The sequence below is a fragment of the Streptomyces sp. NPDC051214 genome (genome assembly GCF_040682375.1).
Lineage (GTDB): Bacteria > Actinomycetota > Actinomycetes > Streptomycetales > Streptomycetaceae > Streptomyces.
Genome location: NZ_JBFBAT010000016.1, coordinates 36,637 through 60,163, shown reverse-complemented (window position 1 = coordinate 60,163; position 23,527 = coordinate 36,637). Strand labels below are relative to the sequence as shown.

The following is a 23,527-nucleotide window of genomic DNA, read 5'->3' as shown; positions in this document are numbered from 1 at the left end:
GGGAGCACGCGGGCCGGCCGAGCGCCGCTACAGCTGGATCCATTCCTTGGCCGTGGTCACCCGCTCAAGGATCTCGTCGAGCGGTTCGACGCCCAGTCCCGGCCCGGTGGGGACGTCGAGGTGGCCGTCGGCCAGCTCGAAGGGCTCGGTGATGTCCGTGGCGAAGTAGCGGCTGGATCCCGACGTGTCGCCGGGGAGGGTGAAGCCGGGCAGCGCGGCAAGCGCGACGTTGGCGGCGCGGCCGATCCCGGTCTCCAGCATGCCTCCGCACCACACCGGGACGCCGTGGGCCACGCACAGGTCGTGGATGGCCTTGGCCTCCAGGTAGCCGCCGACCCGGCCCGGCTTGACGTTGATGATCGATCCCGCGCCCAGGGTGATGGCCGCGGCGGCGTCCTCGGCGGACTCGATCGACTCGTCCAGGCACACGGGCGTACGCAACTGCTTGGCGAGCGTGGCGTGCTGGACCAGGTCGTCGTCCGCCAGCGGCTGCTCGATGAGCAGGAGGTCGAAGGCGTCCAGCTTGGCGAGCTGGCGGGCGTCGGCCAGGGTGTAGGCGGCGTTGGCGTCCACCTGGAGCAGCAGGTCGTCGCCGAAGCGTTCGCGCACCGCGCGGACCGGCTCGATGTCCCAGCCCGGCTCGATCTTGAGCTTGATGCGTACGTAGCCTTCGTCGATGAACCCGCCGACGGCGTCGAGGAGTTCGGGGATCGAATTCATGATGCCGACCGAGACACCGCACGGAACGCGCTCGCGGTCGGCGCCGAGGTAGGACCCGAAGGACTGCCCGGTGGCGCGCAGTTGGGCGTCGAGGACGGCCGTCTCCAGGGCCGCCTTGGCCATCTTGTGGCCCTTGAAGGGCTTCATGGCGCGCTTGACCGCGTGGGCGTCCGCCACGGCGGGCAGCGCCGGGATCAAGAAGCGGCGCAGCACGTCGGCCGCTCCGTCGACGTACTCGGAGCAGTAGCGCGGTTCGGACATGGCGACGCACTCGCCCCAGCCCTCGCTGTCGGGCGTGACCACGCGGACGAGCAGGACGTCGCGTGCGGTCTCGACTCCGAACGAGGTGCGGAACGGCGCCCGCAGGGGCATCGCGATCCGGCGCAGTTCAATTCCGTTGATCTTCATGCTGCTCATGCTCATGGGCTCCTGGAGGAGTGGTTCGGGCGTCACGCGGTGGTGGCGCGCGTGACGACGTAGAAACTGCGGTCGTGGAAGCCGGTGACGCGGGCGCCGTCGGCCAGGAGACCGCCGAGCACGTCGCGCATCGCGAGACGCCACGCCTTGGCCGCGCCGGGGTCGGTGCGACGCAGTCCCTCGATGTCCGGCGGAACCTGGACCAGCAGGGTCGCGGCGTCGGTGCGGCCGACGACGGGCAGGCCGTCGCGCACGGACAGCGCGATCGCGGCGTCGTCGGGGACCGGCACGGACACGGGGCGCGAGGCTGCGGCGGCGACCGCCGCGGCATCGTTCAACTCCCAGGCGACGAGCGCCCGGTCGGTGTCGTCACCGCCGTTGATCACGTCGTCCATCGGTCCGTAGAAGCTGGTGAGGTACTCCACCGGCCGCCCGCCCAGCTTGGTCAGGTTGAAGTGGGCGTTGCGCCGCACCAGCGGGTCGTAGGTCCAGGTGATCCGTCGCAGCCCACGTTCCAGGGCCCACTCGCGCTGATGGAGCTTGAGGGCCAGGCCCGCCCGGCGGCCGGGCAGGGCGCCGGTGACGTGCGAGTGCAGGGCCTCGCCGACCGGGGCCGCGAAGAAGGCGACGGACGCGCCGACCAGTTGGCCGTCGTCGAAGGCTCCGGCGACGTAGTTGCCGGCGTGGGACAGGGCCCGCATCTGCTCGACGCCCATGGGGGAGGCGCCGGGGGAGCTGCCCCAGATCTCCTCGAACAGGGCGTTGGCGCCCTCCAGCGCACGCAGGTCGTGCAGTTCCCGGACGACGAGGCCGGGCGCTGCGGGCGGCTCGGTCACGGTGTCGGCGCTCATCGGGCGACCTCCTCGACGAGGGCGGCCAGCAGGCGGGCGCGGGGGACCATCTCGGCGACGATCAGGTGCTCGTGATCGGCGTGCGCCCCGCCGCCCACCGCGCCCAGGCCGTCGAGGGTGGGACAGCCGAGACCGGCGGTGAAGTTCCCGTCGGACGCTCCGCCGACCGCCGCCGACGACAACGGCTCGAGCCCGAGCTGCGCGCCGAGGCGATGGGCCCGCTCGAACAGCTCGGCGGAGGACGTCAGCTCCAGCGGCGGCCGGTTGGGGCCACCGAGCACGTCGAGGCGTGCTCCGGGCACCGTGGGCTTGAGCGCACGCATCGCCGCGTCCACCCGTTCCTGCGCACTGAGGGTCGGGACGCGGACGTCCACCGAGACGCGTGCCTCCGCGGGCACCGTGTTGGTCGTCGTGCCGGCACCGACCACCGTGGGGACCACGGTGGTGCGCCAGTCCTGCGGGGCCCCGACGTTGATCTCCTCGGCCAGTCCCTCGAGGGCGAGGATCAGATGCGCGGCCTCCACCGCCGCGTTGATGCCCTTCTCCGGCTCAAGGCCGGAGTGGGCCGCCTTGCCGTGCACCACCAACTCGTAGGCGGAGGTGCCCTTGCGGGCCGTCTTCAGCGCGCCGCCGTCGGCCGCGGCCTCGAGGACGAAGGTCGCCGCGCACTGCCGCGCCGCCTCCTCGATCAGCGGCCTCGACGCGTCCGAACCGACCTCCTCGTCGCCGGTCACCAGGACGCAGACCCCCTCCAGGGAGGGCAGCGAGGCCAGCGCGTGGAACATCTGCACGAGCCCGGCCTTCATGTCGAAGATCCCCGGACCGCGCGCGACGCCGTCGGCCACCGACCACGGGTGCGTGGCCAGCGAGCCCATCGGCCACACCGTGTCGTGGTGACCGAGCAGCAGCACCCGGGGTGTGCCAAACGTCCAGCGCAGGTGGGTGACACCGTCGACGACGATGCGTTCGGGCGGGACGCCCAGGTGACGGGTCCCCTGCGCGGCCACGATGTCCGCGCTGCGTGCCACCGCGGTCAGGTCGGAGGAGAAGGACTCGCACACCACCAGTTCCTCGAGGTCCGCGAGCATCGCCGGAAGGTGGGGTGTGCGCTGTCCTTGTGTCGCGTCGTTCATCGGGTCCTCCCCAGTTGCTCGCGGAAGAGGCGCCAGACATTGCCGCCGAGGACCGCGCGGATGGTGTTCTCGTCGAGGCCCCGCTTGACCATGGCGTCGGTGAGGGCGGGGAGCTGTGCCGGTCCGTCCAGACCGGGGAGCGAGGCGTCGAGGGCGATGCCGTCGTAGCCGCCGTCGTCGCAGCACGGCGGGGTGATGTCCTGGGCGACCTCCCGCAAAAAGTCCGGGCCGATGCCGACATGGTCGACGCCGACCAGCTCGATGACGTGGGCGATGTGGTCGACGATCCGCTCGATGGTCCGCGCCTCCCGTTCCGTGGCCAGGAAGGCGGGGAAGAAGTTGACGCAGACGACGCCGCCGGTGGCCGCGACGCCGCGGATCTGCTCGTCGGTCAGGTTGCGATGGTGGTCGCACAGCGCGCGTACGGCGGAGTGCGAGGCGATCAGGGGCCGGGTGGAGAGCTCGAGGACGTGTGCCACACCGGCCGCGCCCAGATGGGAGATGTCGAACACGATGCCGAGGCGCTGCAGCTCGTGCAGCGCCTCGGCACCGGCGTGGGTGAGTCTGGATCCGGTGGAGTCCTCCCCGCTGCCGTCCCCGAGCGCGGACCGCCCCCAGTGGGCGATCGAGACCATGCGTACGCCGAGACGGTGCAGGGTCCGGAACAGCTCCACGTCCGCGCTGACGCCGGGCGCGCTCTCCAGTGCGAGCACCAGGGCGATCTGGTCCGCCGCGAGGGCGGCGTCGATGTCGTCGCCGTCCAGACACAGGCGTACGTGCGCGGGGTTGCCCTCGGCGAGGGCGTGCGCGCACTCGATCATCCGCAGGGTGCGGCGCAGTGCGCCTTCCGGCCGGAACTGGTCGTCCACGAACACCGGCAGGACCTGGATGTTCACGCCGCCGTCGCGCAGTTGCGGGAGCCAGCGCTCGCGGAAGAACTCCGCCCATCGGTGCGGTGGCCGCTCGACCACCGACATGAGCAGGTCGTTGTGCGTGTCGGCGACGACCGTTCGGCTGTGCAGATCTTCGGTCACCTTCGACTCCTCCTCCGTTGCATGCGTGCGACGCTATGCGACTTTGGAGGGGCACGGTTCGTGGCGGAGAACCAAGATCAAGCACGTTCTCCGTATCTCCGGACGACCAGCCCGGCGTCAAGCGCTCCCCCCACCTCCCACGCCCTGGTGACCGATCGCCTCGGCGTTGCGCCGGAAGTCCGACCAGGCCGGTGAGGAGCAGGCGCCGCAGTCGGCGCCGAAGAACTCGGCGCGCGCCTCCTGGTCGCCCATCAGGAAGTACCGGAACCAGGCGGTGATCGGGCCGCGGAACCCGCCGCCGTCGCCCGCGGGCGTCACATGTGAGGCGCCCGCCAACTCGCCGTAGACGGCGGGGACGTGATCGGCGCTGTTGTAGCGGGGAATCACCAGGAGCTCGGGGATGACCACCAGGTCGCGCTCACCGCCCAGGAAGAACGTGGGTCCCTTGAGGTCGCCGACCCTGCCCTGGGGGCCGGGCTCGACGGGGACGGTCACATCCACGCGCGGGTCCGCGCCGGCGTTGATCGCTCCGCCGCCGCCCTGCGAGTGCCCCGACGCTCCGACCTTGCCCAGGTCGACCTTCCCGTAGTACGGGCTGCGGGGGTCGGTGTCGGCCTTCTTCAGTACGTCGAGGCCGTCGAGCATGGCCCTGCCGGATCCCGCTTGCGTGGTGTTGGCGGCGACCACGATGAACCCATGGGACGCGAGGTGCTTCAGGAGTCCGTCGTAGATGACCGGCGTCACGAACGAGCCGTTGCCCCAGATGATCACCGGGTGCCGTGTGCAGCCCTGGCTGCCGAGCTCGGTGGGGCGCAGGATGGTGTGACTCAGCCCGGCGCGCTCCTTGGTCACGGCGAAAGGTCCTTCGTCGGCCCAGTTGCCGCCGACCGACGGACAGCTGTCGGCCGCACGGACGGCCGTTGCCGGACCGGTGCCGTCCGAATGCGCCAGGCCTTGGCCGGTGAGCGCGACGGACAACATAAGTGACGCGGCCAGCACGGTGGCATATCGCCGCACCGCGGACGTGGCCGTTACGGCGGCGGACCGCCGGATGCGGTGGTTCATCGGCATGGGGTTCTCCCCTCCCGGGATGTCGGCCGTCACGGGCGCGCCGCCGCCTTAGCGATGGCCGCTCCGAAGGCGGCCATGCCGCGGGCGTTGGGGTGCAGCGGCGCCGCGACACTGGTGGGGACCAGGCCCTCGATGTAGCGCTCGGACGGCGCGGCGCAGGTGTCGTGCCCGGCGCTGACGGCAGCGGTGTCGACGTAGGTGGCGCCGTGGGCCTTGCTCTGCTCGGCGAGCACGCCGTTGAGCTGGTTCACCCGTGCCTGGAGGTAGTTGCCGTCCTTGTCCCATATCGGCTGGGTGGGCCAGCAGCCGTCCTTACGGATGTACGTGGCGTAGCCCGCGACAACGACCCGGGCGTTCGGGGCGCGCCGGTGGACCTCGTCGAGGGCCTGGCCGAAGGAGGCGCGCCAGGCCTCGATGGCCTTCGCGGTGGGGTCGCCCTTGGCCGCGGCGGTGTCGGCGCAGGAGATGCCGGCGGGCTTGGGCAGGAGGTTGACGCAGCCGAGCGCGGTGCTGACGAGGCTGACGTCGTTGCCGCCGATGGTCAGTGTCACCAGGTCGGTGCTCGGCTTGAGGGCGTTGTACTGGGGCGGCAGCAGGCCGAACTGGCGGCCGGAGAAGTCGCCGACCTTCGCGCCCGAGCAGCTGACGTCGGTGAGCCGCGCGTCCAGCGCCTCGGCCACGACCGCCGGGTAGTTGCGTGCGGAGCGCAGACAGGACCACTGGCTCTGGTTCGGGATGAGAGGTCCCGCCGCGAAGGAATCGCCGATGGCGACGTACTCCAAAGGCTCCTCGGCCTGCGAGGCGGTCGCGCCGGCCGGAGACACGCCGAGGGCGCAGGCGGACAGGGCGGCGGCCATGACCGCGGTGGTGCGGGCGCGTGTGGGGCGCACGGGCTCTCCTGAGGGGGGTGTACCGGGGGTAACGGACGCCCTTATGATCCGGGCCATCGACGCCTTGGTGTTCTAGGCGCGCATCCAGATTTTCCGAGGGGTCAGTTGTGACCGGTGACAAAAGCGTGGGCCGTTTCCTGAGCGCCGACGTACCGGGGCTCGCCGCGACAGTCACCCGGCGCCTCGCGGACGACCTGCCGGTCTACGGGCGGTTGCCCGCCGAGGAACTGCACGGGGACGTCCGCGCCATCGTCGACATGACGATCCGGGTCTTCGCCGACGTGCTGCGCACGGAGCGCATGCCGCCCCCGGAGTTCCTCCGGACGGTGCGCCGCTCGGCGGCCAGGCGCGCGGAAGAACGCATCCCGGTGGAGGCGGTCGTCAGCGCCTACTACTACGGGGCCCGCATCTGCGTGGAGGAGGTGACGGCCAGGGCCGAACCGCAGGACCTGATCGAGGCCCACCGGCTGCTGCTCGACTGCCTGCGCGAGATCACGGCCGCCGTCACGTCGGGATACGTGGAGGAGAGCCAGTCGCTGATCGGGGAGCGCGACGCGGCCCGCCACACCGTCCTGTCCGCCCTGCTCGACGGCGAAGGCCCGCAACTCGACTCCGCCCAGCTGGGGATACGCCTCCCGCCGTGCTACCTGGTGCTCGCCTTCACCATCGGCCGTCACCCCGACGAGGACCGCGCGGACGTCGACGCCACCGTGGCCTCCCGGCGCAAGATCAGACGCCTGCGCACGGAGCTCGACCGCGCCCTCGGCCACCCCGTCCTCTCCCGCCTCTCGGCCGACGAGGGGCTCGCGCTCATCCCCTCCGACCTCGCGCCGGACCGCGCTGCCGACGGCGACCGGGCCCGCCTGGAGAGGCTGACGGCATCCCTCATCACCGTCAGCGGCGTGCCCCTGGTCGCGGGTGTCGCCGCGAGCACCCCGGCCGACGTCCCGCACGCCGTCCGCCTGGCCACCGAGCTGCGCGACACCGCGACGGGCACCGGGCGGCCGCCGGGCGTCTACCCCCTGACCGCGCTGCTCCTCGACTACCAGCTCACCCGCGCGAGCCCCGCCCGCGCGCACCTGGCCGCACTGCTGACCCCGCTGGCGGACGGCCCCGATCTGACCGTGACCCTGCGGACGTACTTCACGTCGAACCTGGACCGCCGCGAGACGGCCGCCCGCCTGCACGTGCACCCCAACACCGTCGACTACCGCCTGCGCCGCATCGCCGCCCTCACGGGCCTCGACCTCGCCGCACACACCGATCTGCTGACCCTGCGGGCCGCGCTGAGCGCGTACGACGCGGGAGCGCGGGAAGGGCAGAATCCTTGACTGTGACGATCACCGCGCGCGAACTGAACCGGGCCACCCTCAGCCGCCAACTGCTCCTTGAACGCGAGCCATTGACCGTTCCCGAAGGCATGCGGCGCGTCGTCGCGCTCCAGGCGCAGCAGCCTGCCTCTCCTTACGTCGCCCTGTGGAACCGGCTCACCGGTTTCACCGCGGCGGACCTCGACGCCGCGTTCACCGAGCGTGCGCTGGTCAAGGCGACCCTGATGCGGATCACGCTGCACGCCGTACACGCCGAGGACTACTCCGTCTTCCGTGCCGCGGTGCAGCCCACCCTGTACGCCTCCCGGCTCGGCTTCCGCTTCGCCGCCTCGGGGCTGAGCCCGGCGGACGCCGACGAACTGGTCCCGGAGCTCCTCGACTTCGCCGCACGGCCGCGGACCTCGGCACAGATGCAGGCGTGGGTCGAGGAACGCCTCGGCGCGGAGAAGAAGGAAGGGGCGTGGTGGGGGCTGAAGGCGTACGCGCCGTTGCACCACGCCCCGACGGAGCATCCCTGGTCCTTCGGTCACCGGCCGTCCTTCGTCGCGGCCCCGCACGGGTTCGTCCCTACGGGCCGGGCGGCGGACCCGCAGGCGCTGCGATCCTTGATCCTGCGCTATCTGGCGGGGTTCGGGCCCGCGTCGGTCGCGGACGTGGCGCAGTTCGCCATGGTGCAGAGGGCGCCCGTCCGTGCGGCGTTCCTCGCGCTGGGCGACAGCGTCGAGCAGCTCGAGGGACCGGACGGGGACGTGCTCTTCGACATCCCTGGCGCATCCCGGCCCCCCGCCGAAACCCCCGCTCCTGCCCGCCTCATGGCCATGTGGGACAGCGTTCTGCTGGCGTACTCCGACCGCGGCCGGGTGATACCCCCGGCCTACCGGCCGTGGGTCATCCGGCGCAACGGTGACGTACTGCCCACGTTGCTGGTCGACGGTCATGTCGCCGGTGTGTGGCGTCCGCTGGACGACGGCATCGAGGCCACGGCCTTTCACCCGCTGTCACCGGCGACCTGGGACCAACTCGCCGCGGAGGCAAAGGCCTTGACGGCCCTCCTCGGCGAGCGCGAGATGACCGTCTACAGCAGATACCACCACTGGTGGGCGAAGCTTCCCGAGACCACGGGCGAGGTGCGGATGCTGTAGCCGGCGTGTCGCTCAGTGGGTCCTTCGGGTGTTCCACAGCGGCAGTTGCTCGAAGAGGGCGACGGCCTCGCTGTTCCAGTGCCGGTGCCAGGAGGCGGCTTCGGCGGCCGCGGCGTGGGCGTGCCGGTCGATGGTCGCCTGGAGGCGGGTGTGGACGTCGTGGCGGTGGGCGATGTCCCGGACGCGGTCGATGATCTCCGGGGTGCAGTCGGGGTCGGCGAGGGCGGCTCGGACCGTGGTGTGGTCGTTGCCGTCGGTGGCGGCCAGGAGCTCGCGGGTCAGGTAGGTGTGGCGGCCTGCCCGCAGGTCCGCGCCGCTGGGCTTGCCGGTGAGGTCGGGGTCACCGAAGAGATCGAGGTAGTCATCGCGCATCTGGCCGCTGAGACCGGCCAGTCGGGCATAGCGGTGCAGGCTCTCCTCGTGTTCGGCCAGGTCCTGGCCGGCGGCGAGCAGACCCAGGCGCATGGGCGCGAGGATGGTGTAGCGGGAGGTCTTGTACTCGCACACCGTCTCCAACAGCCCCTCCTCGCCCTCCTCGCCTTCGCGGGGGTGCACGTCGCGTTCGAGGTCGAGGACCTGGCCGACGACGGTGTCGGTCGTCACCCCGAGCTGGACGTCGAGCATGGCCTGCTTGCGGTCGGCGGGCAGGTCGGCGTCGAACAGGACGCGCAGCGCAAGGAAACCGGCGAGGTCGCCCGCCATCATGGCCAGGCCCAGTGCGGCCTGCGGGTGGTCGGGGAGGTCTTCGCGGCACGCGTAGTACGTCGAGGGGCCGCCACGGCGCATGGGCGAGTCGTCCATGATGTCGTCGAGGATGAGCGCGTGGCTGTGCAGCAGTTCGAGACTCAGCGCGGCTTCCGTGAGCCCCGGTATCTCCTCCCGGGTGACGAGGGCGGCAGCCTCGTAGAGAAGGGTGGTCCGGATCCGTTTCCCGCCGCGCAGTGACAACTGCGCCAAGAGTTCCAGGCAGCGAGGCGGGAAGCGGCCGAGATGTGCGCCGTTGAGGTCACCTGCGAGCGCGGCGAAGTACTTCTCGAAGGACGCGTCGAATTGCCGCCGGTAGCCTGCGGCACGCTCGAAGGCGCTGACGGTGCTGACGGTGCTGCTGTTCATGGACGTTCGGCCGACCTTCCTGTACGGGTGCGGTGCCCAGCCTGCCATTCGGCGACATAGGGTCCGCCACCGGCATCGGAAGGGTCGTCAACAAGCCACCAAGTGCCTTATTCCTGAAGGGAATTGGAGTGGGTTGTTCCTGGAAACAAGGATTGCTGGCCGATGCCCCTTTCGATAACGTGCCCGCATTACCGGAGGCGTGAGGAGAGTGCCATGCCGTTCGTCCTGTGCTCGGACTTCACGATCTTTCCCGACGACCTGCAACTGGGGCCGATGTTCACCCTGTCGGGAATGGACTTCCAGGATGCCCCGAGCAGCAAGTTCACCTCCTTCGTCAACCGCACTGCCGGGCTGAACGGCCTGCAGTTCGGTGACGTCGGGCTCGAGGTCACCCTGCCCACCGTCGTTCCGTGGGCGCGCATGCACGTGGGCCAGTTCAACACCGCGTTCACCATCGAAGCCATCGACCCGAACGGCACCACCGTGCACACCTATTCCGCCAACAAACCCAACTCCTATTACTTCGCGAACTTCCCCAAGGGGGATATCGCGTCCTTCCGTTTCACCGGCGGTGGAAACGAAGGTGTCATCGTCTCGCTCTGCGTATTCGTGCCCTGAGTCAGGCTGCTCCGTACACCGTGTCCAGGAGGCCGGTGACGAAGCTGTCGAGGTCGTCGAGTCCGGCCGCCGTCCGCGTGGCGGGGCTTTCGGCCACCAGGTGGGGGAGGGAGGCGTGCAGGGTCATCGTGACGGCGGCGGCGCGCTGTGGGGTGACGGGTAGGCCGGCGCTGCGCTGGGCGTGCTCGAAGTACGCGAAGTCGGCCGCGGCGAAGGCGTCGAGCGGGGTCGCCAGCCACGGAGTCCGTGTTGCCTCACGCTGCAGCTCCAGAAGAGCGAGCACCCGTACGCGGCCGGCCCCCTGGGCGTGCTCAAGGAGGGTGCGCAGCAGGGTGGTCAGGCCCTGCCGGTCCGCGGGCGTGGTCCTGGGGATCGCTCCGTACAGCTCGACGATGCGCTCGGTGCCGGCCCGTAGCAGAGCGTCCCTGGTGGGGAAGTAGTTCTTGGTGGTGCCCAGCGGCACGTCGGCCGCGGCGTCGACGGCCCGATGCGTCAGGCCCCGGCTGCCGGCCTGCGCCAGGACGTCGATGGCCGCGTCGCGCAGGCGATCTCTTCTTTCCCGATTCACGTATCCAAAAGTACCTCATCCGTGGTACCACAATTGAGGTACCACGGATGGGGTACTTTTTTCGGGATCGAGTGCCTGACGGGGAGTGGCTCTGGTGGCTGTGGGATATCTGGTGACCGTCGTGCTGGCCGCGCTGATCGTGGTGTTCTGCCTGACCTGCGTCCGCGGGCCGAAGCCGCTCTTCTACGTCAGCTACCGGCTCGGTCTGGTCTTCAACGAGATGCCGTTCCTCGTCATCTACTCGCTGGTGGCCTCGACGGCACTGGCCTTCGCGGAGGGCGACATCGCAACGGTCGCCGACTGGCTGGTCGTCGCTCTGGCCGCGGCCTCGGCTGCCGGGCTCGTGGTGGTCGCCCGACGGGGGATGCGCGCGGCGTCCGTGGTCAGGCTCGCCCTGGACGAGGCGCTCGGTGCCGGTACCGGCACGCGCCGCAGGCCGCCGCTGGCGCGCATCCTGCTCAGGCCCTTCTTCCGTCGTCGCGGCGATGTCAGGCGGGTGGCCGACCTCAGCTACGGGGAGGCGGGCCGCCGTAACCTCCTGGACGTCTACCACCACCGCTCGCGCCCCGAGGGTGGCCCGATACTGATCCACTTCCATGGCGGCCACTACGACCAGGGCCGCAAGAACACCCAGGCGCTGCCCCTGCTCCACCGGCTCGCCGGCCAGGGCTGGATCTGCGTCAGCGCCAACTACCGTCTGCGGCCCGCCTTTTCCCACCCCGACCATCTGATCGACGCGAAGAAGGTCATTGCCTGGGCCCGCGAGCACGCCAAGGAGTACGGCGCGGACCCCAGGGCGGCTGTGTTCGTGTCGGGAAGTTCCGCGGGCGGCCACATGGCGGCGCTCGCCGCCCTCACCCCCAACGACCCCTCCTACCAGCCCGGTTTCGAGGAGGCGGACACCTCGGTGACCGCCGCCATCGCCCTCAACGGCTACCTGGGGACGTACTTCGACGGAGATCCCGCGACCTCGCCCGTGAACCTCGTCAGGGCGGACGCGCCCCCCTTCCTCATCGCACACGGCGACCTGGACGAACTGGTGGAGACCGACAACCCCCGGGCCCTCGTCACCGCCCTGCGCTCCGTCTCCACCTCCCCGGTCGTCTACGCCGAACTCCCCGGCGCACACCACGCCTTCGATCTTTTCCACTCCTTCCGCTTCGAGGCGCTCATCGACGGCATAGAGGACTTCGCCGCGTGGGTCAGCTCGCAAGAGAGGGCGGTCTAGCGGGTCGGTCGGATCGACGAGCTCACCGCGCCCGGCCCTACGGTTTCCGTGTCCCTTCGCCTGGGTGGACGTTTTCTCCATCGCCCCTTCCCGAGGCCGGAGGGTTCGGCCGCCCAAGGGGGCCGGGGAGGGGCGAGCGTCAGGTAGGCGGCCGGTTGCTGCCGCTGGGCGCGCGGCTCAGGTCGACCACGCAGAAGAGGTTGCCGTCGGGGTCGGCGAGGACGACGAAGTCGGGGTCGGGCGGATACAGGTCCCAGTCGACGGCTCGCGCGCCCAGCGAGATCAGCCGGCGGACCTCGGTCCGTTGTTCCTCGGTGGTCTCGGTGAACAGATCCAGGTGCAGACGCGGCCGGGGCTCCGCCGGCGACGCGCTGTGCATCAGGCCGAGGGCGCGGCCCCTTCCGTCGGCGTGGTCCAGGGTCCGCCAGGTCTCGCTCTCCCACTCCGCGGTGGCGACCAGGTCAAGGGCCTGCGTCCAGAAGGCGACAGCGCGGGGAATGTCGGTGACTCCGAGGACGGGGATTCCGAGCTTCAGCATGGGCGGGAGCCTAGGCGAGTCGGCCCGCCAGCTTGTGCAGCCGCAGGGCGAGTTGGATGTCAAGGGCCCGGTCCGCGCTGCGCCAGCCCTCGCCGAGCAGGCCATCGGCCCGGTTGAGGCGCTGGTAGAGCGTGTTGGCGTGGATGTGCAGGTCCGCGCACGTGCGGGCGTGGTGCTGAGCGTTGGCCAGGTACACCCCGACCGTGGCCGCCAGGTCGCCGCCCCGCCCCCGTGCCCGGTCGTGATCGAGCAGCGGGCCCACGGTCGTCCGGACGAAGACCTGGGCCTCGTCGGCCCCGGCCTGCGTGAACAGGGAACGGTAGGCGCCCAGTTCGGCCGGCTCGGCCACCACGCCGTGCCTGCCGAGAGCCCGCAGCATCGTCGCCGTCCGCCTCGCCTCCCGGTGCGCCCGGCGGATCTCCGCGACGCCCCGCCCGCACGCGGCCAGACCTACGGGACCGGCGAGAGGGCGCTGTTCCACCAGCGCCCTGAGCGCGGGTAGGTCGAGACCCGGCACCAGGAACGTGATCTGGTCGCCGAGCTGGGCACTCCAGCCCGCTGTCTCCTGGGCGAGCCGCGCGATCTGGTCGGCGGTCTGGTCGGTGTCGCGGGCGTCCACGACGGCGACAGCCGCCACGGAGTCCACGTCCATGCCCGCGCCCAGCGCCCGGCGCCGTACACCGGACTCGTCGGCCTCGGCGGAGAGCAACGAGGTCAGCACCTCGCCGCGGGTGCGCAACTGCGTCTCCAGGACCGAGCGTTCCAGCGCGGCCACCAGCGCGACGGTGACCGCGCCGATCGAAAGGAGCCGTACGTCCTCGTCGTGCAGCGCGCGTTCCCCGCTCGCCACGAGCGAGCCCGTGTGCCCTCCGCGGAACACCACGGGCAGGGCGACGCCGTGGCGGCCATCGTGCTCGAAGCGGCGTGGGGAGTGCGGCTCGTCGCCCGTCCAGGGCCGCGGGTGTTCGCACCGCGGCCCGGCGACCAGCTCGCCGTGCGAGTCGAGGACCGACACCGTCAGGCCGGTGGCGCCGGCGATGGCCTGCGCCACCTCGCGATAGCCGCCCCCGCCGACCACGACGTCGGTGAGCCGGTCGCGGAGCTCGGCCTCGGCCCGGCGCAGGGAATCGTTGCCGCGCAGCGTCAGGTTGGCCGCGCGCAGATCCGCGATGAGGGCGGCGTTGCGCAGGGCCACCGCCGCGTGGGCCGCCAGCGCGGCGAGCAGCTCCACCTCGCGGTCGGTGAACCGGCGCGGGCTGCGGTCGGCGGCGAGCAGCACCCCGACCGGCTCGTCGTCGACGAGCATCGGCACGCCCAGGATCCCGCCGAGCTGCTCGGCGGCCGCGGCCCTGTCGACGGCGGGGGAGCGGTTGATGGCCGGGTCCTCGCGGTAGCGGACGGTAGACTGCGGAGCACCGCTGCGCAGGACGAGTCCCCCGAGGCCCGTGCCCGGTTCGAGTTCGATGCCCCGCAGGGTCGAGCCCATCGAGCCGTCGACGGTCTCGATCCGCAGCCGCCGGTCGTCGTGGAGCACCATGATGTAGGCGAGGTCCACGGAAAGCAGGCGCCGCGCGTGCGCCGCCACCTCCCGCAGCACTCCGCTGGACGCGGTCAGTGCTCCCAGGCGCCGGGCCAGGTCGTTGAGCGCCGCGAGCTCGGCCGACTCGCGTTGCTGGCGGTTCATGCGCCGCAGGATCTCGCGGGCGTGCGCGGCGGAGTCCTCGACGTCCGCGGCGGGCTGGCCCTCGGCGAGCAGCGCGAGGCGCAGCGCGTCGATCTCGTCGGGCGACGGAGCCTCGGAAAGCAGCCGCAGCCAGCGGTTCTCACCCATGTGCACGCCTTCATGATGCAGGGCGCCGCGCTAGCCCACTGTGGAGGGTCTCTCCGTGGCAGGGGCGGGAGCATGGAGATTGTCTCCGTACGGATCGCCGTGCCGCCGTGTTTCGATCGACATCAGCAGCACCGCCCGCGCCGGCCCGGCGGCACTGCCCGAGGGGACGGATACAGGTATGCACGCCACCGTAAGGCCCGCCTCGGGGCGAACCCACCGAGAGGACACACGATGAGTACCACGGTCGTTCGAGCGATCCTCGAGCACCTTCCCGCCAACCAGGTGCTCACCGATCCGGACAGCGTCGAGGCCTTCCGCCGTGACCAAGCGGCATGGGCGCCCAGTGGTCGCCCCGCGGCCGTCGTCCGCGCGACATCCACCCGAGAAGTCGCCGACACGGTCCGCGCCTGTATCCGTCACCGCACCCCGGTCGTGGCCCGCGGGGCGGGCACCGGCCTGTCCGGGGGAGCCAACTCGGGCGAGGGGCACGTGGTGGTGGCGCTGGATGCCATGGACCGGATCGTCGAGGTGAGTCCCTTGGAGCGGCTCGCGGTCGTCCAACCCGGGGTGGTCAACGACCACTTGAGGGGCGCGGTGGCCGAGCACGGGCTCTGGTACCCGCCCGATCCGGCCAGTTCTCCGTGGTCGACCATCGGCGGCAATGTGGCCACCAACGCCGGAGGCGTCTGCTGCGTCAAGTACGGCGTCACCGGTGACTACGTGCTGGCCCTGGAGATGGTCAACGGACTCGGTGAGATCGTGCGGCTGGGCCGGCGCACCGCGAAAGGCGTAGCGGGCTACGACCTCACGGGTCTCGTCGTCGGGTCGGAAGGGACGCTGGGCATCATCACGGAGGTGACCGTCCGCCTGCGGCCCCTGCCGCCGCCCGCGGTCACGGTCGCCGGTCATTTCGGTTCCGTCGTGGACGCGGGAGCCGCCGTACGCGCCGTCGCCGAGGCGGGGCTCACCCCCTCGGCGCTCGAACTGATCGACCGGCACTGCCTGCGCGCCGTGGACGCGTGGAAGAACATGGGCCTCTCGCTCGACGCGGACGTGGTGCTCCTCGGCCGGATCGACGAGCCGGGCGAGATCGGCGCCGCCCAGGCCGAGCGCATGGTCGACTGCTTCCGCGGGGCGGGCGCCTCCTGGGCCGAGCGGTCCACCGACGAGCACGAGGCCGATGCTCTGTTCGCGGCCCGCAGGCTCGCCTATCCCGCGCTGGAACGCCTGGGCCCGGTGCTCACCGAGGACGTCTGCGTGCCCAAGGAGCGTATCCCGGAGATGCTCGGCCGCATCGAGAAGACCGCCGCCCGGCACGACATCCTCATCGCCAACATCGCGCATGTGGGTGACGGCAATCTGCATCCCCTGTTGATCACGGAGCCCGGTGACGACGTCGCCCGTACGCGCGCTCAGGCGGCTTTCGAGGAGATCATCGCCGACGCGATCGCCCTGGGCGGTACGGTCACCGGCGAGCACGGAGTGGGCCTGCTCAAGCGCCCGGGGCTCGCCGCGGAGGTCACGCCGGAGGTGATGGCCATGCAGCGGGCCGTGAAACAGGCCCTCGACCCGTACGGCGTGCTGAACCCCGGCAAGGTGCTGTCCTGAACGTCACCATCGGCCGACGGCTCGCAGACGGGGCCTACGGCAGACCCGGGGTGCCTTCTCCCGGGTCGCGCCTGCGCTCGGTCCTGGGCTGCTCCGCCAGCAGTCGGTCCACGCCGAGGAGCTGAAGGATCTGCCGTACGGCCTTGGAGGGGTGGAGCACGACGAGGCGGCCGCCCGCTGCCCGGCTCCGTTCGTGATGCGACAGGAGCGCGTTCACCCCGGAGGAGTCGATGAAGGTGACGTTGGCGAGATCCAGCTCGACCCTCTTGGTCACCACGGGCTCCAGCACCGTCGTCAGCGACGGCACGCTGTCCATGTCCAGGTCCCCGCACACACGGATCAGGACGGGTTCCAGGCCCAGGACCGCATCCACATGCAGGGGTTGGGGTGAAGCGGGAGCCATGCTTCGTGGTCTCCTCGGGTGCATGGACCGGTCGGTCGGTGGCTACTCCTCCGTCGCGCATGAATATGCCCCGAAATGCTGCGCCGCACGCACGGCAGAAGTGGAACGCTGCTTCCAGGAACACCCCGGGCGGAGTCGGTGCCGTGCTGGGGTGGGCAGACCCCCGGATCATACGGTGCGTCTGCGCGGGCCCCGCCCGGAGTGCTCCCTCCTCGAGAGGCGGGGCCCGCTCCCTCGACCAAGTGCTCAGGAGCCCGCGCGACTCCCGGTCGGTGCGGCACTTGAGAGGCTGCCCTCGCTGGCATGCCTGCCCTCGTCGGCGGCAGGTAGGCGGGCCAGATCGCGTCAAGCGGAGGCACTGCTCACGCGGGCGGCTAGGCTGCTTTCCCGTACGTGACGAACGGGAGGCTGAGGTGGCCGGGACGGCGCTGGCCGAGGTGATGGCCGAGCTGGCCGACCTCGAGGACCCGCAGGTACGCGCGGCGAACGAGAAGCGCGGTGACGATCACGGCGTGAACCTCGGCAAGCTGCGCGCGCTCGCGAAGCGGCTGAAGACGCAGCAGGAACTCGCGCTGCGGCTCTGGGAGACCGAGGACACCGCCGCGAGACTGCTGGCGCTCCTGATCTGTCGCCCGAAGGCGTTCGAGCGCGACGAACTGGATGCCATGCTGCGCGAGGCGCGCGCACCCAAGGTGCACGACTGGCTCGTGAACTACGTCGTGAAGAAGAACCCTCACGCGCAAGAGCTGCGCGTGGCCTGGCTCGCCGACCCGGATCCCGTCGTCGCGAGTGCGGGCTGGGCGCTGACCACCGAACGCGTGGCGAAGAAGCCCGAGGGCCTGGACCTGGCGGAGCTGCTCGACGTCATCGAGGCGGAGATGAGGGACGCGCCGGAGCGTCTGCAGTGGGCGATGAACCACTGCCTGGCCCAGATCGGGATCGAGCACCCCGAGCACCGCACCCGGGCCGTCGCCATCGGTGAGCGCCTCGAGGTGCTCAAGGACTACCCGACATCCCCGGGCTGTACGTCACCGTTCGCGCCCACCTGGATCTCCGAGATGGTGCGCCGACAACAAGCGCGCTGAGACGGTGACTTGACCGGCTGCGGGAGCCGGGGTCACGCGGGGCCGGGAGCGTCGGCGAAGTGCGGCAGCACCATCTCGACCAGCGCGTCGACGTCGGCGTCGACCATCGGCTCGCCGGTCATGCCCATCCGGTGGAGCAGGACCCCGACGACGACGTCGATGAAGAACAGGACCCGGTTCTCGGGCTCGCCGAGCGCTTCCTGGAGCGCGATCCGGTACGGGTCCTGCAGCCGCGTGGAGAGGATCTCGCGCAGGGCGGGGTCGCTGACCGCGTCACTGAACACGCCGGCGAACGCGTCGCCCACCCCGGGCTCACCGATCTTCGCCGCCACCCAGCGGATGGTCGATGACATGAGCTCGGCGCGGTTCGCGCCCTCCAGCGGCGCCGGGCCGAACGCGTCGAGCAGGCAGTCCACGATCAGTGCGCCCTTGGAGGGCCAGCGCCTGTAGACCGTCGACTTCGCGACACCGGCCGCGGCGGCGATGCGCTCGACCGTGGCCTGCGCGTAGCCCAACTCCCGCACGGTGCTCAACGTGGCCGCGAACACTGCGGCGTTGACCCCGGCGCGGGGGCGCCCGGGCGGCCTGGCGGATGCGGATGTGGTCGACGTCATAGCCACATGCTACCCCTTTTCGCTACCTTGAGTATCGATACCTGAAGTCGCGTAACTCTCTGGGCAAGGAGAAGAACATGAGTGAGGGCACTGCGACGGAGCGACCGTCGGAACCGGACTGGGCGACGATGACGGCCGAAGAGCTGATCGCCTACCGCGACAAGGAGAACCGCTTCCGGGCATCCGAGGCCGCACGGGCGTTCACCGGCGAACCGGACCCCGGCGCCTCGATCGAATGGCTGGAGGTGGAGCTGCCGGGCCGCCGCATCCAGGTCCGGGTGTACCGGCCGTCACCCGCGAACGACGCCCCGGCCACCGGCCTGCCCCTCGTGCTGCACGTCCACGGAGGGGGCTTCGTGGGAACAGCGGTGCAGTGCGACTGGGCGAACAGTCACCTGGCGGCCCAGCTGCCCGCGGTCCTCGTCTCGGTCGAGCACCGTCTCGTCGCCCACGACACACCGCTGTCGGCGGCCGTCGACGACGGCTGGGACGTGCTCCAGCACGTGGTGCGCCACGCCGCACAGTGGGGCATCGACCCGGCGCAGGCCGCCGTCTTCGGCGAGAGCTGCGGCGCCCTGATCTGCGCTCTGGCCGCGATCCGGTCCAGGGAGGCGGGCCTGCGCCTGCGGGCGCAGGTGCTGGTCAACCCCGCCGTCGACGTGACCGAGACGCTGTTCGACCACGCCTCCATCACCGAGTACGCCCACACCCCGTTCCTCGCCGTCCCCCAACTGCAACTGTTCCGGCGTCTCGCGGTGCCGCCGGGAAGCGACCCCCGCGCACTCTCCCCGCTGTACGCCGACACCCTCGGCGGCCTCGCCCCCGCGCTCGTGATGGTGCCCACGCACGACCCGCTGGCCGATCACGGCCGCCTCTACGCCGAACGCCTGCGAGAGGCCGGGACACCTGCAAGGCTCACCGAATACCCCGGATCGGGGCACGCGTTCCTCAGCGTCCCGGGTGTGGATCCACAGGCCGAGGCGGCACGGACGGAGATCCTCGATTTCCTCCGCACCGCCCTCGCCCCATGAGCGGACAGGAGAAAGCCACAGTGAAGAGCATCGGCATCATCGGGGTCGGTGAGATCGGCCGGGCCCTCGTGACGGGTCTGTGCGACACGGGTCAGCGCGACGGCGCCGAAGCATCACCGCAGGTGTTCCTCTCCCCGCGCGGGGCCCGCACGTCAGCGGAGTTGGCCGCGCGACACGAGGGCGTACAGGTCTGCGCCGACAACCAGGAGGTGGTGGACCGCTCCGATGTGGTGATCGTCGCCGTACGCGCGAAGGACCGGCACGAAGCACTCGCGGGCCTGAGCGTGGACGACGACAAGACGGTGATCAACGTGATGGCCGGCGTCGCCAACGACGACCTGCGCCAGATCCTCGCCACCGACGCCGCGCTAGTGCGGGCCATCCCCCTGCCCTCCATACGCGAACGCCGTTCCGTCACCGTGACGTTCCCCTCCCACCCGGTGGCGGACGCGCTCTTCGAGCGGCTGGGCGGGGCACAGCCGGTCGCGGACGAGGAGGCCTTCAACGTCTTCTCCGCGCTGACGGGAACGCTGACCACCCACTACGCATACCTCGCCACGCTCACCTCGTGGGCCGTCGGCCACGGCATCGCCCCCGACGACGCCGACCGCTACGTCCGCGGGCTCTTCCAGGCCGTCGGCCGCGCGCTGAGCGACGAGAGCCGCTCCCTGCGGCAACTCGCCGCCGACCACGAGACCCCGGGCGGGAACAACGAACGCATCCGCACCACATGGTTCGACCCGGCCAACTCCGCGGCGCTCGACAAGGCCTTGGACGGTCTGCTCGCCCACTTGAGGTAGCCGGGGACGCAGAGGGACACGTACGCGAGAACGGGCCGCGCTCCGCGCTCCGCGCGCCTCCGCAACTCGCGTACGTTTCCGCTCGGTCGGTCTGTGCCTCAGACGCGTTCCAGGACCACCACCGGGATCTCCCGGTCGGTCTTGCTCTGGTACTCGTCATAGGCCGGCCAGGTCGCGGCCATCGTCCGCCACATGTCCGGCTTCTCGTCCGGGGTCGCGGTACGCGCACGGGCGGTGTAGCGGTCGCCCTTCACCTGCACCTGGACCTCGGGGTTCGCCTCGATGTTGCGGAACCACAGGGGCGGCTGGTCGGCTCCGCCGTTGGAGGCCACCACGAGCACGTCGTCGCCGTAGGGCTGGTAGATCAGGGGAGTGCTGCGCTGCTCACCGCTCTTGCGCCCGATGGTGGTGAGGATCAGCACCGTGGTGTTCTGCCAGTCGTGGCCCACCTCGCCATCGGTCTCGACGTAACGCTCGACGTGCTCTTTGCCGAACAGCATCTGCTGTCTCCTTCGTGTACTCGCTGGATCGTGCGTGTTCTGCCTGCGCTGACCAACTCTTCATGGTCACTCTGCGGTTTCCCGCCAGCGTGGCCGCGAATCGGCGCGCCCGGCCTAACGACACCCCGGTGAGGGCGGCAACCACTCTCGAACCGCCCGGTCGGCACGGGGAGGCGCCCTTCTACCCACTCCTCCCCGACCGAAGACACCACAGAGAGAACTTCAGGCGTATGGACGGCTTGCGGAGGCACTGGGTTTGCGCCCCCAATACCCCTGCCCTCAGGCCTCGTTGGGCGGAACATGGACGATGACACGAGAGTCACGCACAGCGCGCAGCCCCAAGGTCAACTCCTCACCGGAGCCTACTGGTTGGACTCCCTCGTGTACGCGGGAGACACGTGCATGTGGTGCACGCAGGCGACGCACGAAGAACCCGGCAGGACCCGAGCCGGCCAGGAATACGACCACGGCCTCACCCCGAGGTGAGGGGCGCCGCGTCGACAGCCGTCACCGGGCGCTCCCTGGCCTCAGGCTTTCGCCAGCTCGGTGTTCGCGCGCTCGGTGACCAGGGTCAGCACGCGGCCCGCGGTCGCAAGATCCTCGGCCGGAATGCCGGCGTACAGCCGGGCGGCGATCTGTGCGGCCTCTGCGCTGGTGGTGGCGTGCAGCTTTCGTCCGGCGTCGGTCAGGCGGATCCGGGACGCGTCCGCCGGGTCCTGCTCCAGCAGCTTGGTGGCCGTCAGTTCCTCGATCACGTCGCGCACCACCGACGCGTCGACCTTCAGTGAGTCGGTGACGCCGTCGACGAGGTCGTCGTGGCCCATGGACTTGCCCGCGGTCACGAGGACCTGGAGCGTCACATTCTGCTGGAACGTCGCGCCATGGCGGGTCAGCGCGCGCTCCAGGAGGGCGCGCGAGGCGTAGTGGGCCAGGGCTACCACCCGGCCATTGGTCGTGGGTGCGGGTGCGGGTGCCGGTATCGGTGCGGTGGTGGTCATGTCTGCTCCTCGTTGTTCTCTATGTGTGGATCAAGAGGTGCGTCGAGCAGGATCGCCAGCTCGTGCATGAACTGCCGTGTGCGCGGGCTGCTTTGCCCTCCGAGCGGTTCGAGCATCTGGTCCAGGAGGCCCTGGACCACCTTGATCGCGCGGCGCGTGACGTCGCGTCCCTGCTCGGTGAGCGAAAGCCGCATGGCGCGTGGGTCGTTCGGATCGCGGGTACGGGCGACGAGCCCGGCGGTTTCCAGGGCGCGGGCGAGCTTGGAGACGTACAGCGCCTCAAGCCCCGTGTGGTCGGCGAGCTGACGCTGGCTGGGCTGCTGCCCGGAGCGCGACATGCCGTACAGCGACGCCATCAACGCGTACTGCGCATGGGTGAGGCCCAGGGGACCGACCGCCCGGTCGACGGCGACCCGCCATTTCATCGACAGGCGCCAGACCAGAAATCCCGGCGTGGCGCCTTCAGTTGCTGTACTCACAGCAAAGTACGGTACATGGCTACTATGTCCATGGCTACTATTTTCTTGAGGCCCACTTCCCGCCCGGGGCGCGGTGCAGATCTTTAGATGCGGCCCTCGATGACCAGGTATGCGTCATCGGTGCGACGGGCGATGTGGCCGGACTTGAAGAAGCCGTCGGAGGTGAAGGCGCGGGCGTTCTCCTCGGGGGCCCTGTAGTAGCCGCGCGGAGTGCAGGGGCCGCGCGTCCACAAGTGCCCGGGAGTTCCCGTCGCCACGTCGGTGCCGTCCGGGGCGGTGATGCGGATCTCGTCGTCCGGCGAGAGGGGGTGGCCCCGCGTGTGCCGGATGGAGTCGTCGGTGTCCGTGTCGGTGAGGCGAGTGAGGGACACCAGTCCCTCGGCCATCTCGAAGACTTGCTGGAGTCGGCAGTCGAAGGCCGAGCGGATACGCCCCGCGAGGTCGGCGTCGAGACCGGCGCCGCCGATCTGGAGGAGACGCAGGCTGGTAAGTGCGTGCGGGTTGTGAGGGAGGGCGTCGAGCCACAGGTGCGCGTCGGCGGCAGTGAGCGAGGTGACCGTGACCTTCTCCGTCTCGATCGCGCGGAAGGCTGCCTCGGCCGCGTGTGACGTGCCGGCGGGCTCGTCGATCACGACGACGGTGGCGCCGACGCCGAGCGCGCCGACGATGCCCGGGCAGCCGAGGGCGAAGTTGGTCGCGGCCGGCAGGGCCGCGAGGTAGACGTCCTCGGGGCCGAGGCCGACGAGTTCGGCTGCGGCGCGTGTCTGATACGCGTAGTCGTTGTGGGTGCGCGGGACCAGCCGGGGCGCGGTCGCGACTGCGTTGGACGGCAAGAGGAACGCGACGTCGTTCGGGTCGTACGCGCGGTCCGGGTCGCGCGGGGCGTCCAGGGAGCTGAAGGGAAAGAACAGACATCCGCTGGGCGCGGTGGAGAAGCCGCCTTGCGCGCCGTCGGGGCCGTCGAGGGTGAAGGCACGGCGCAGACGCGGATGGTCGTCGCTGAGCATCGAGACCATCTTGGCGTGGTCGAAGCCGTGGTGGACGCTCGGCCCCAGGTAGGCGGCGGCTTCGGTGACCTGGGCGAGGTGCCCGATCTCATCCGCACGGTGGGAGGTGGGCACCGGCACCGGGATGGCTCCGGCGCGCATGAGGGCGTAGACGGCGATGACGAACTCGGGCACGTTCGGGAGCTGGACGATGACCCGGTCGCCCGCGCGGACGCCACGGAGCGTCAGCCCGGCGGCCATGCGGTCGACGCCGCGGTTCAGTTCGCGGTAGGTGAGGCGACGTTCGCCGTGGACGAGGGCGGTGCGGGTGGTGTGGACGCGGGCGTGCTCGGCGAGGAGCTGGGGGAGGGCGGCGCCCTGGTAGTAACCCCGGTCGTAGTGGCGGCCGATGGTCTCGGGCAGGTGCGGGGTGCAGCCGTCCAGCATGGTCCAGACTCCTTCCGGGGCGCGTGACCATGTGGATCACGGCCGCTCACCCTCGCATGCTGGATGCGGAAGCGACAACCAGCACTTGTGC

The 23,527-nt window shown here is 70.8% G+C and carries 24 protein-coding genes; 8 read left to right on the top strand and 16 right to left on the bottom strand.

Annotated elements, in window-relative coordinates; genetic code table 11:
* Positions 1–27: 27 nt before the first annotated feature.
* From menC to AB0M70_RS34325, 6 genes are all read right to left on the bottom strand, one after another.
* The gene (menC, locus tag AB0M70_RS34350; RefSeq protein ID WP_365826639.1) at positions 28–1,128 is read right to left on the bottom strand and encodes an o-succinylbenzoate synthase; all 1,101 of its coding nucleotides are present in this window, start codon (positions 1,126–1,128) and stop codon (positions 28–30) included.
* 41 nt (positions 1,129–1,169) lie between these two features.
* A complete protein-coding gene (locus AB0M70_RS34345; protein ID WP_365826351.1) occupies positions 1,170–1,988 on the bottom strand; it encodes a GNAT family N-acetyltransferase in 819 nt (272 codons plus the stop codon).
* Positions 1,985–3,121 carry a M20 family metallopeptidase gene (locus AB0M70_RS34340; RefSeq protein WP_365826349.1) on the bottom strand — a complete coding sequence of 379 codons (1,137 nt, stop codon included), beginning with the start codon at positions 3,119–3,121 and terminating at the stop codon, positions 1,985–1,987. The genes AB0M70_RS34345 and AB0M70_RS34340 overlap by 4 nt, the downstream gene beginning before the upstream one ends.
* The gene (locus tag AB0M70_RS34335; RefSeq protein ID WP_365826347.1) at positions 3,118–4,155 is read right to left on the bottom strand and encodes a membrane dipeptidase; all 1,038 of its coding nucleotides are present in this window, start codon (positions 4,153–4,155) and stop codon (positions 3,118–3,120) included. Before AB0M70_RS34335 ends, AB0M70_RS34340 begins: the two co-directional genes overlap by 4 nt.
* Before the next feature lie 117 nt (positions 4,156–4,272).
* Positions 4,273–5,226, bottom strand: coding sequence for an acetylxylan esterase (locus AB0M70_RS34330; RefSeq protein ID WP_365826345.1), 954 nt, complete (start codon positions 5,224–5,226; stop codon positions 4,273–4,275).
* A 29-nt stretch (positions 5,227–5,255) separates the two neighbouring features.
* The gene (locus tag AB0M70_RS34325; RefSeq protein WP_365826343.1) at positions 5,256–6,116 is read right to left on the bottom strand and encodes an SGNH/GDSL hydrolase family protein; all 861 of its coding nucleotides are present in this window, start codon (positions 6,114–6,116) and stop codon (positions 5,256–5,258) included.
* 107 nt (positions 6,117–6,223) lie between these two features.
* On the opposite strand from AB0M70_RS34325, the gene AB0M70_RS34320 reads away from it, so the two are divergent.
* Both AB0M70_RS34320 and AB0M70_RS34315 read left to right on the top strand, forming a co-directional pair.
* On the top strand, positions 6,224–7,447 hold the full coding sequence (locus AB0M70_RS34320; RefSeq protein WP_365826341.1) for a helix-turn-helix domain-containing protein: 1,224 nt from the start codon (positions 6,224–6,226) through the stop codon (positions 7,445–7,447).
* Between the two features lie 2 nt (positions 7,448–7,449).
* Positions 7,450–8,589: a winged helix DNA-binding domain-containing protein gene (locus AB0M70_RS34315; protein WP_365826339.1), complete on the top strand. Its 1,140-nt coding sequence runs from the start codon at positions 7,450–7,452 to the stop codon at positions 8,587–8,589.
* A gap of 12 nt (positions 8,590–8,601) precedes the next feature.
* On the opposite strand, the gene AB0M70_RS34310 is transcribed toward AB0M70_RS34315, so the two are convergent.
* Positions 8,602–9,702, bottom strand: coding sequence for a polyprenyl synthetase family protein (locus AB0M70_RS34310; RefSeq protein ID WP_365826337.1), 1,101 nt, complete (start codon positions 9,700–9,702; stop codon positions 8,602–8,604).
* Between the two features lie 213 nt (positions 9,703–9,915).
* Between AB0M70_RS34310 and AB0M70_RS34305 the strand changes: the two genes are divergently transcribed.
* The gene (locus tag AB0M70_RS34305) at positions 9,916–10,320 is read left to right on the top strand and encodes a hypothetical protein (protein ID WP_365826335.1); all 405 of its coding nucleotides are present in this window, start codon (positions 9,916–9,918) and stop codon (positions 10,318–10,320) included.
* A 1-nt stretch (position 10,321) separates the two neighbouring features.
* Here AB0M70_RS34305 and AB0M70_RS34300 read toward each other — a convergent pair whose 3' ends face one another.
* Positions 10,322–10,888, bottom strand: a complete 567-nt coding sequence (locus AB0M70_RS34300) for a TetR/AcrR family transcriptional regulator (protein WP_365826333.1) — start codon at positions 10,886–10,888, stop codon at positions 10,322–10,324.
* 94 nt (positions 10,889–10,982) lie between these two features.
* Between AB0M70_RS34300 and AB0M70_RS34295 the strand changes: the two genes are divergently transcribed.
* Positions 10,983–12,116, top strand: coding sequence for an alpha/beta hydrolase (locus AB0M70_RS34295; RefSeq protein WP_365826331.1), 1,134 nt, complete (start codon positions 10,983–10,985; stop codon positions 12,114–12,116).
* A 139-nt stretch (positions 12,117–12,255) separates the two neighbouring features.
* Here AB0M70_RS34295 and AB0M70_RS34290 read toward each other — a convergent pair whose 3' ends face one another.
* Positions 12,256–12,654: a VOC family protein gene (locus tag AB0M70_RS34290; RefSeq protein WP_365826329.1), complete on the bottom strand. Its 399-nt coding sequence runs from the start codon at positions 12,652–12,654 to the stop codon at positions 12,256–12,258.
* A gap of 10 nt (positions 12,655–12,664) precedes the next feature.
* On the bottom strand, positions 12,665–14,485 hold the full coding sequence (locus AB0M70_RS34285; RefSeq protein ID WP_365826327.1) for a GAF domain-containing protein: 1,821 nt from the start codon (positions 14,483–14,485) through the stop codon (positions 12,665–12,667).
* A gap of 231 nt (positions 14,486–14,716) precedes the next feature.
* Here AB0M70_RS34285 and AB0M70_RS34280 point away from each other — a divergent pair, with 231 nt between their 5' ends.
* Positions 14,717–16,093, top strand: a complete 1,377-nt coding sequence (locus AB0M70_RS34280) for an FAD-linked oxidase C-terminal domain-containing protein (protein ID WP_365826325.1) — start codon at positions 14,717–14,719, stop codon at positions 16,091–16,093.
* A gap of 34 nt (positions 16,094–16,127) precedes the next feature.
* Here the strand turns inward: AB0M70_RS34280 and AB0M70_RS34275 are convergent, their stop codons facing one another.
* Positions 16,128–16,496, bottom strand: a complete 369-nt coding sequence (locus tag AB0M70_RS34275; RefSeq protein WP_365826323.1) for an STAS domain-containing protein — start codon at positions 16,494–16,496, stop codon at positions 16,128–16,130.
* Positions 16,497–16,936: 440 nt separating this feature from the next.
* On the opposite strand from AB0M70_RS34275, the gene AB0M70_RS34270 reads away from it, so the two are divergent.
* Positions 16,937–17,581: a DNA alkylation repair protein gene (locus tag AB0M70_RS34270; RefSeq protein WP_365826637.1), complete on the top strand. Its 645-nt coding sequence runs from the start codon at positions 16,937–16,939 to the stop codon at positions 17,579–17,581.
* A 32-nt stretch (positions 17,582–17,613) separates the two neighbouring features.
* Here AB0M70_RS34270 and AB0M70_RS34265 read toward each other — a convergent pair whose 3' ends face one another.
* Positions 17,614–18,195 (bottom strand): TetR/AcrR family transcriptional regulator, encoded by a 582-nt coding sequence (locus AB0M70_RS34265; protein WP_365826321.1) that lies wholly within the window; start codon positions 18,193–18,195, stop codon positions 17,614–17,616.
* 77 nt (positions 18,196–18,272) lie between these two features.
* On the opposite strand from AB0M70_RS34265, the gene AB0M70_RS34260 reads away from it, so the two are divergent.
* Both AB0M70_RS34260 and AB0M70_RS34255 read left to right on the top strand, forming a co-directional pair.
* Positions 18,273–19,226 (top strand): alpha/beta hydrolase, encoded by a 954-nt coding sequence (locus AB0M70_RS34260; protein ID WP_365826319.1) that lies wholly within the window; start codon positions 18,273–18,275, stop codon positions 19,224–19,226.
* Between the two features lie 20 nt (positions 19,227–19,246).
* Positions 19,247–20,026, top strand: a complete 780-nt coding sequence (locus AB0M70_RS34255) for an NAD(P)-binding domain-containing protein (protein ID WP_365826317.1) — start codon at positions 19,247–19,249, stop codon at positions 20,024–20,026.
* A gap of 98 nt (positions 20,027–20,124) precedes the next feature.
* Here AB0M70_RS34255 and AB0M70_RS34250 read toward each other — a convergent pair whose 3' ends face one another.
* The 4 genes from AB0M70_RS34250 to AB0M70_RS34235 form a co-directional block, all read right to left on the bottom strand.
* Positions 20,125–20,526, bottom strand: a complete 402-nt coding sequence (locus AB0M70_RS34250; protein WP_365826315.1) for a nitroreductase family deazaflavin-dependent oxidoreductase — start codon at positions 20,524–20,526, stop codon at positions 20,125–20,127.
* A 527-nt stretch (positions 20,527–21,053) separates the two neighbouring features.
* Positions 21,054–21,524 (bottom strand): MarR family transcriptional regulator, encoded by a 471-nt coding sequence (locus tag AB0M70_RS34245; protein WP_365826313.1) that lies wholly within the window; start codon positions 21,522–21,524, stop codon positions 21,054–21,056.
* Positions 21,521–22,003, bottom strand: a complete 483-nt coding sequence (locus AB0M70_RS34240; RefSeq protein WP_365826311.1) for a MarR family transcriptional regulator — start codon at positions 22,001–22,003, stop codon at positions 21,521–21,523. Before AB0M70_RS34240 ends, AB0M70_RS34245 begins: the two co-directional genes overlap by 4 nt.
* Positions 22,004–22,086: 83 nt before the next feature.
* On the bottom strand, positions 22,087–23,436 hold the full coding sequence (locus AB0M70_RS34235; protein WP_365826309.1) for an AMP-binding protein: 1,350 nt from the start codon (positions 23,434–23,436) through the stop codon (positions 22,087–22,089).
* Positions 23,437–23,527: the final 91 nt, after the last annotated feature.

Coding starts and splice junctions, on each gene's coding strand:
- menC (WP_365826639.1), bottom strand. CDS start 1,128: ATGAAGATCAACGGAATTGAACTGCGCCGGATCGCGATGCCCCTGCGG.
- AB0M70_RS34345 (WP_365826351.1), bottom strand. CDS start 1,988: ATGAGCGCCGACACCGTGACCGAGCCGCCCGCAGCGCCCGGCCTCGTC.
- AB0M70_RS34340 (WP_365826349.1), bottom strand. CDS start 3,121: ATGAACGACGCGACACAAGGACAGCGCACACCCCACCTTCCGGCGATG.
- AB0M70_RS34330 (WP_365826345.1), bottom strand. CDS start 5,226: ATGCCGATGAACCACCGCATCCGGCGGTCCGCCGCCGTAACGGCCACG.
- AB0M70_RS34310 (WP_365826337.1), bottom strand. CDS start 9,702: ATGAACAGCAGCACCGTCAGCACCGTCAGCGCCTTCGAGCGTGCCGCA.
- AB0M70_RS34305 (WP_365826335.1), top strand. CDS start 9,916: ATGCCGTTCGTCCTGTGCTCGGACTTCACGATCTTTCCCGACGACCTG.
- AB0M70_RS34290 (WP_365826329.1), bottom strand. CDS start 12,654: ATGCTGAAGCTCGGAATCCCCGTCCTCGGAGTCACCGACATTCCCCGC.
- AB0M70_RS34285 (WP_365826327.1), bottom strand. CDS start 14,485: ATGGGTGAGAACCGCTGGCTGCGGCTGCTTTCCGAGGCTCCGTCGCCC.
- AB0M70_RS34280 (WP_365826325.1), top strand. CDS start 14,717: ATGAGTACCACGGTCGTTCGAGCGATCCTCGAGCACCTTCCCGCCAAC.
- AB0M70_RS34275 (WP_365826323.1), bottom strand. CDS start 16,496: ATGGCTCCCGCTTCACCCCAACCCCTGCATGTGGATGCGGTCCTGGGC.
- AB0M70_RS34270 (WP_365826637.1), top strand. CDS start 16,937: ATGGCCGAGCTGGCCGACCTCGAGGACCCGCAGGTACGCGCGGCGAAC.
- AB0M70_RS34265 (WP_365826321.1), bottom strand. CDS start 18,195: ATGACGTCGACCACATCCGCATCCGCCAGGCCGCCCGGGCGCCCCCGC.
- AB0M70_RS34260 (WP_365826319.1), top strand. CDS start 18,273: ATGAGTGAGGGCACTGCGACGGAGCGACCGTCGGAACCGGACTGGGCG.
- AB0M70_RS34250 (WP_365826315.1), bottom strand. CDS start 20,526: ATGCTGTTCGGCAAAGAGCACGTCGAGCGTTACGTCGAGACCGATGGC.
- AB0M70_RS34245 (WP_365826313.1), bottom strand. CDS start 21,524: ATGACCACCACCGCACCGATACCGGCACCCGCACCCGCACCCACGACC.
- AB0M70_RS34235 (WP_365826309.1), bottom strand. CDS start 23,436: ATGCTGGACGGCTGCACCCCGCACCTGCCCGAGACCATCGGCCGCCAC.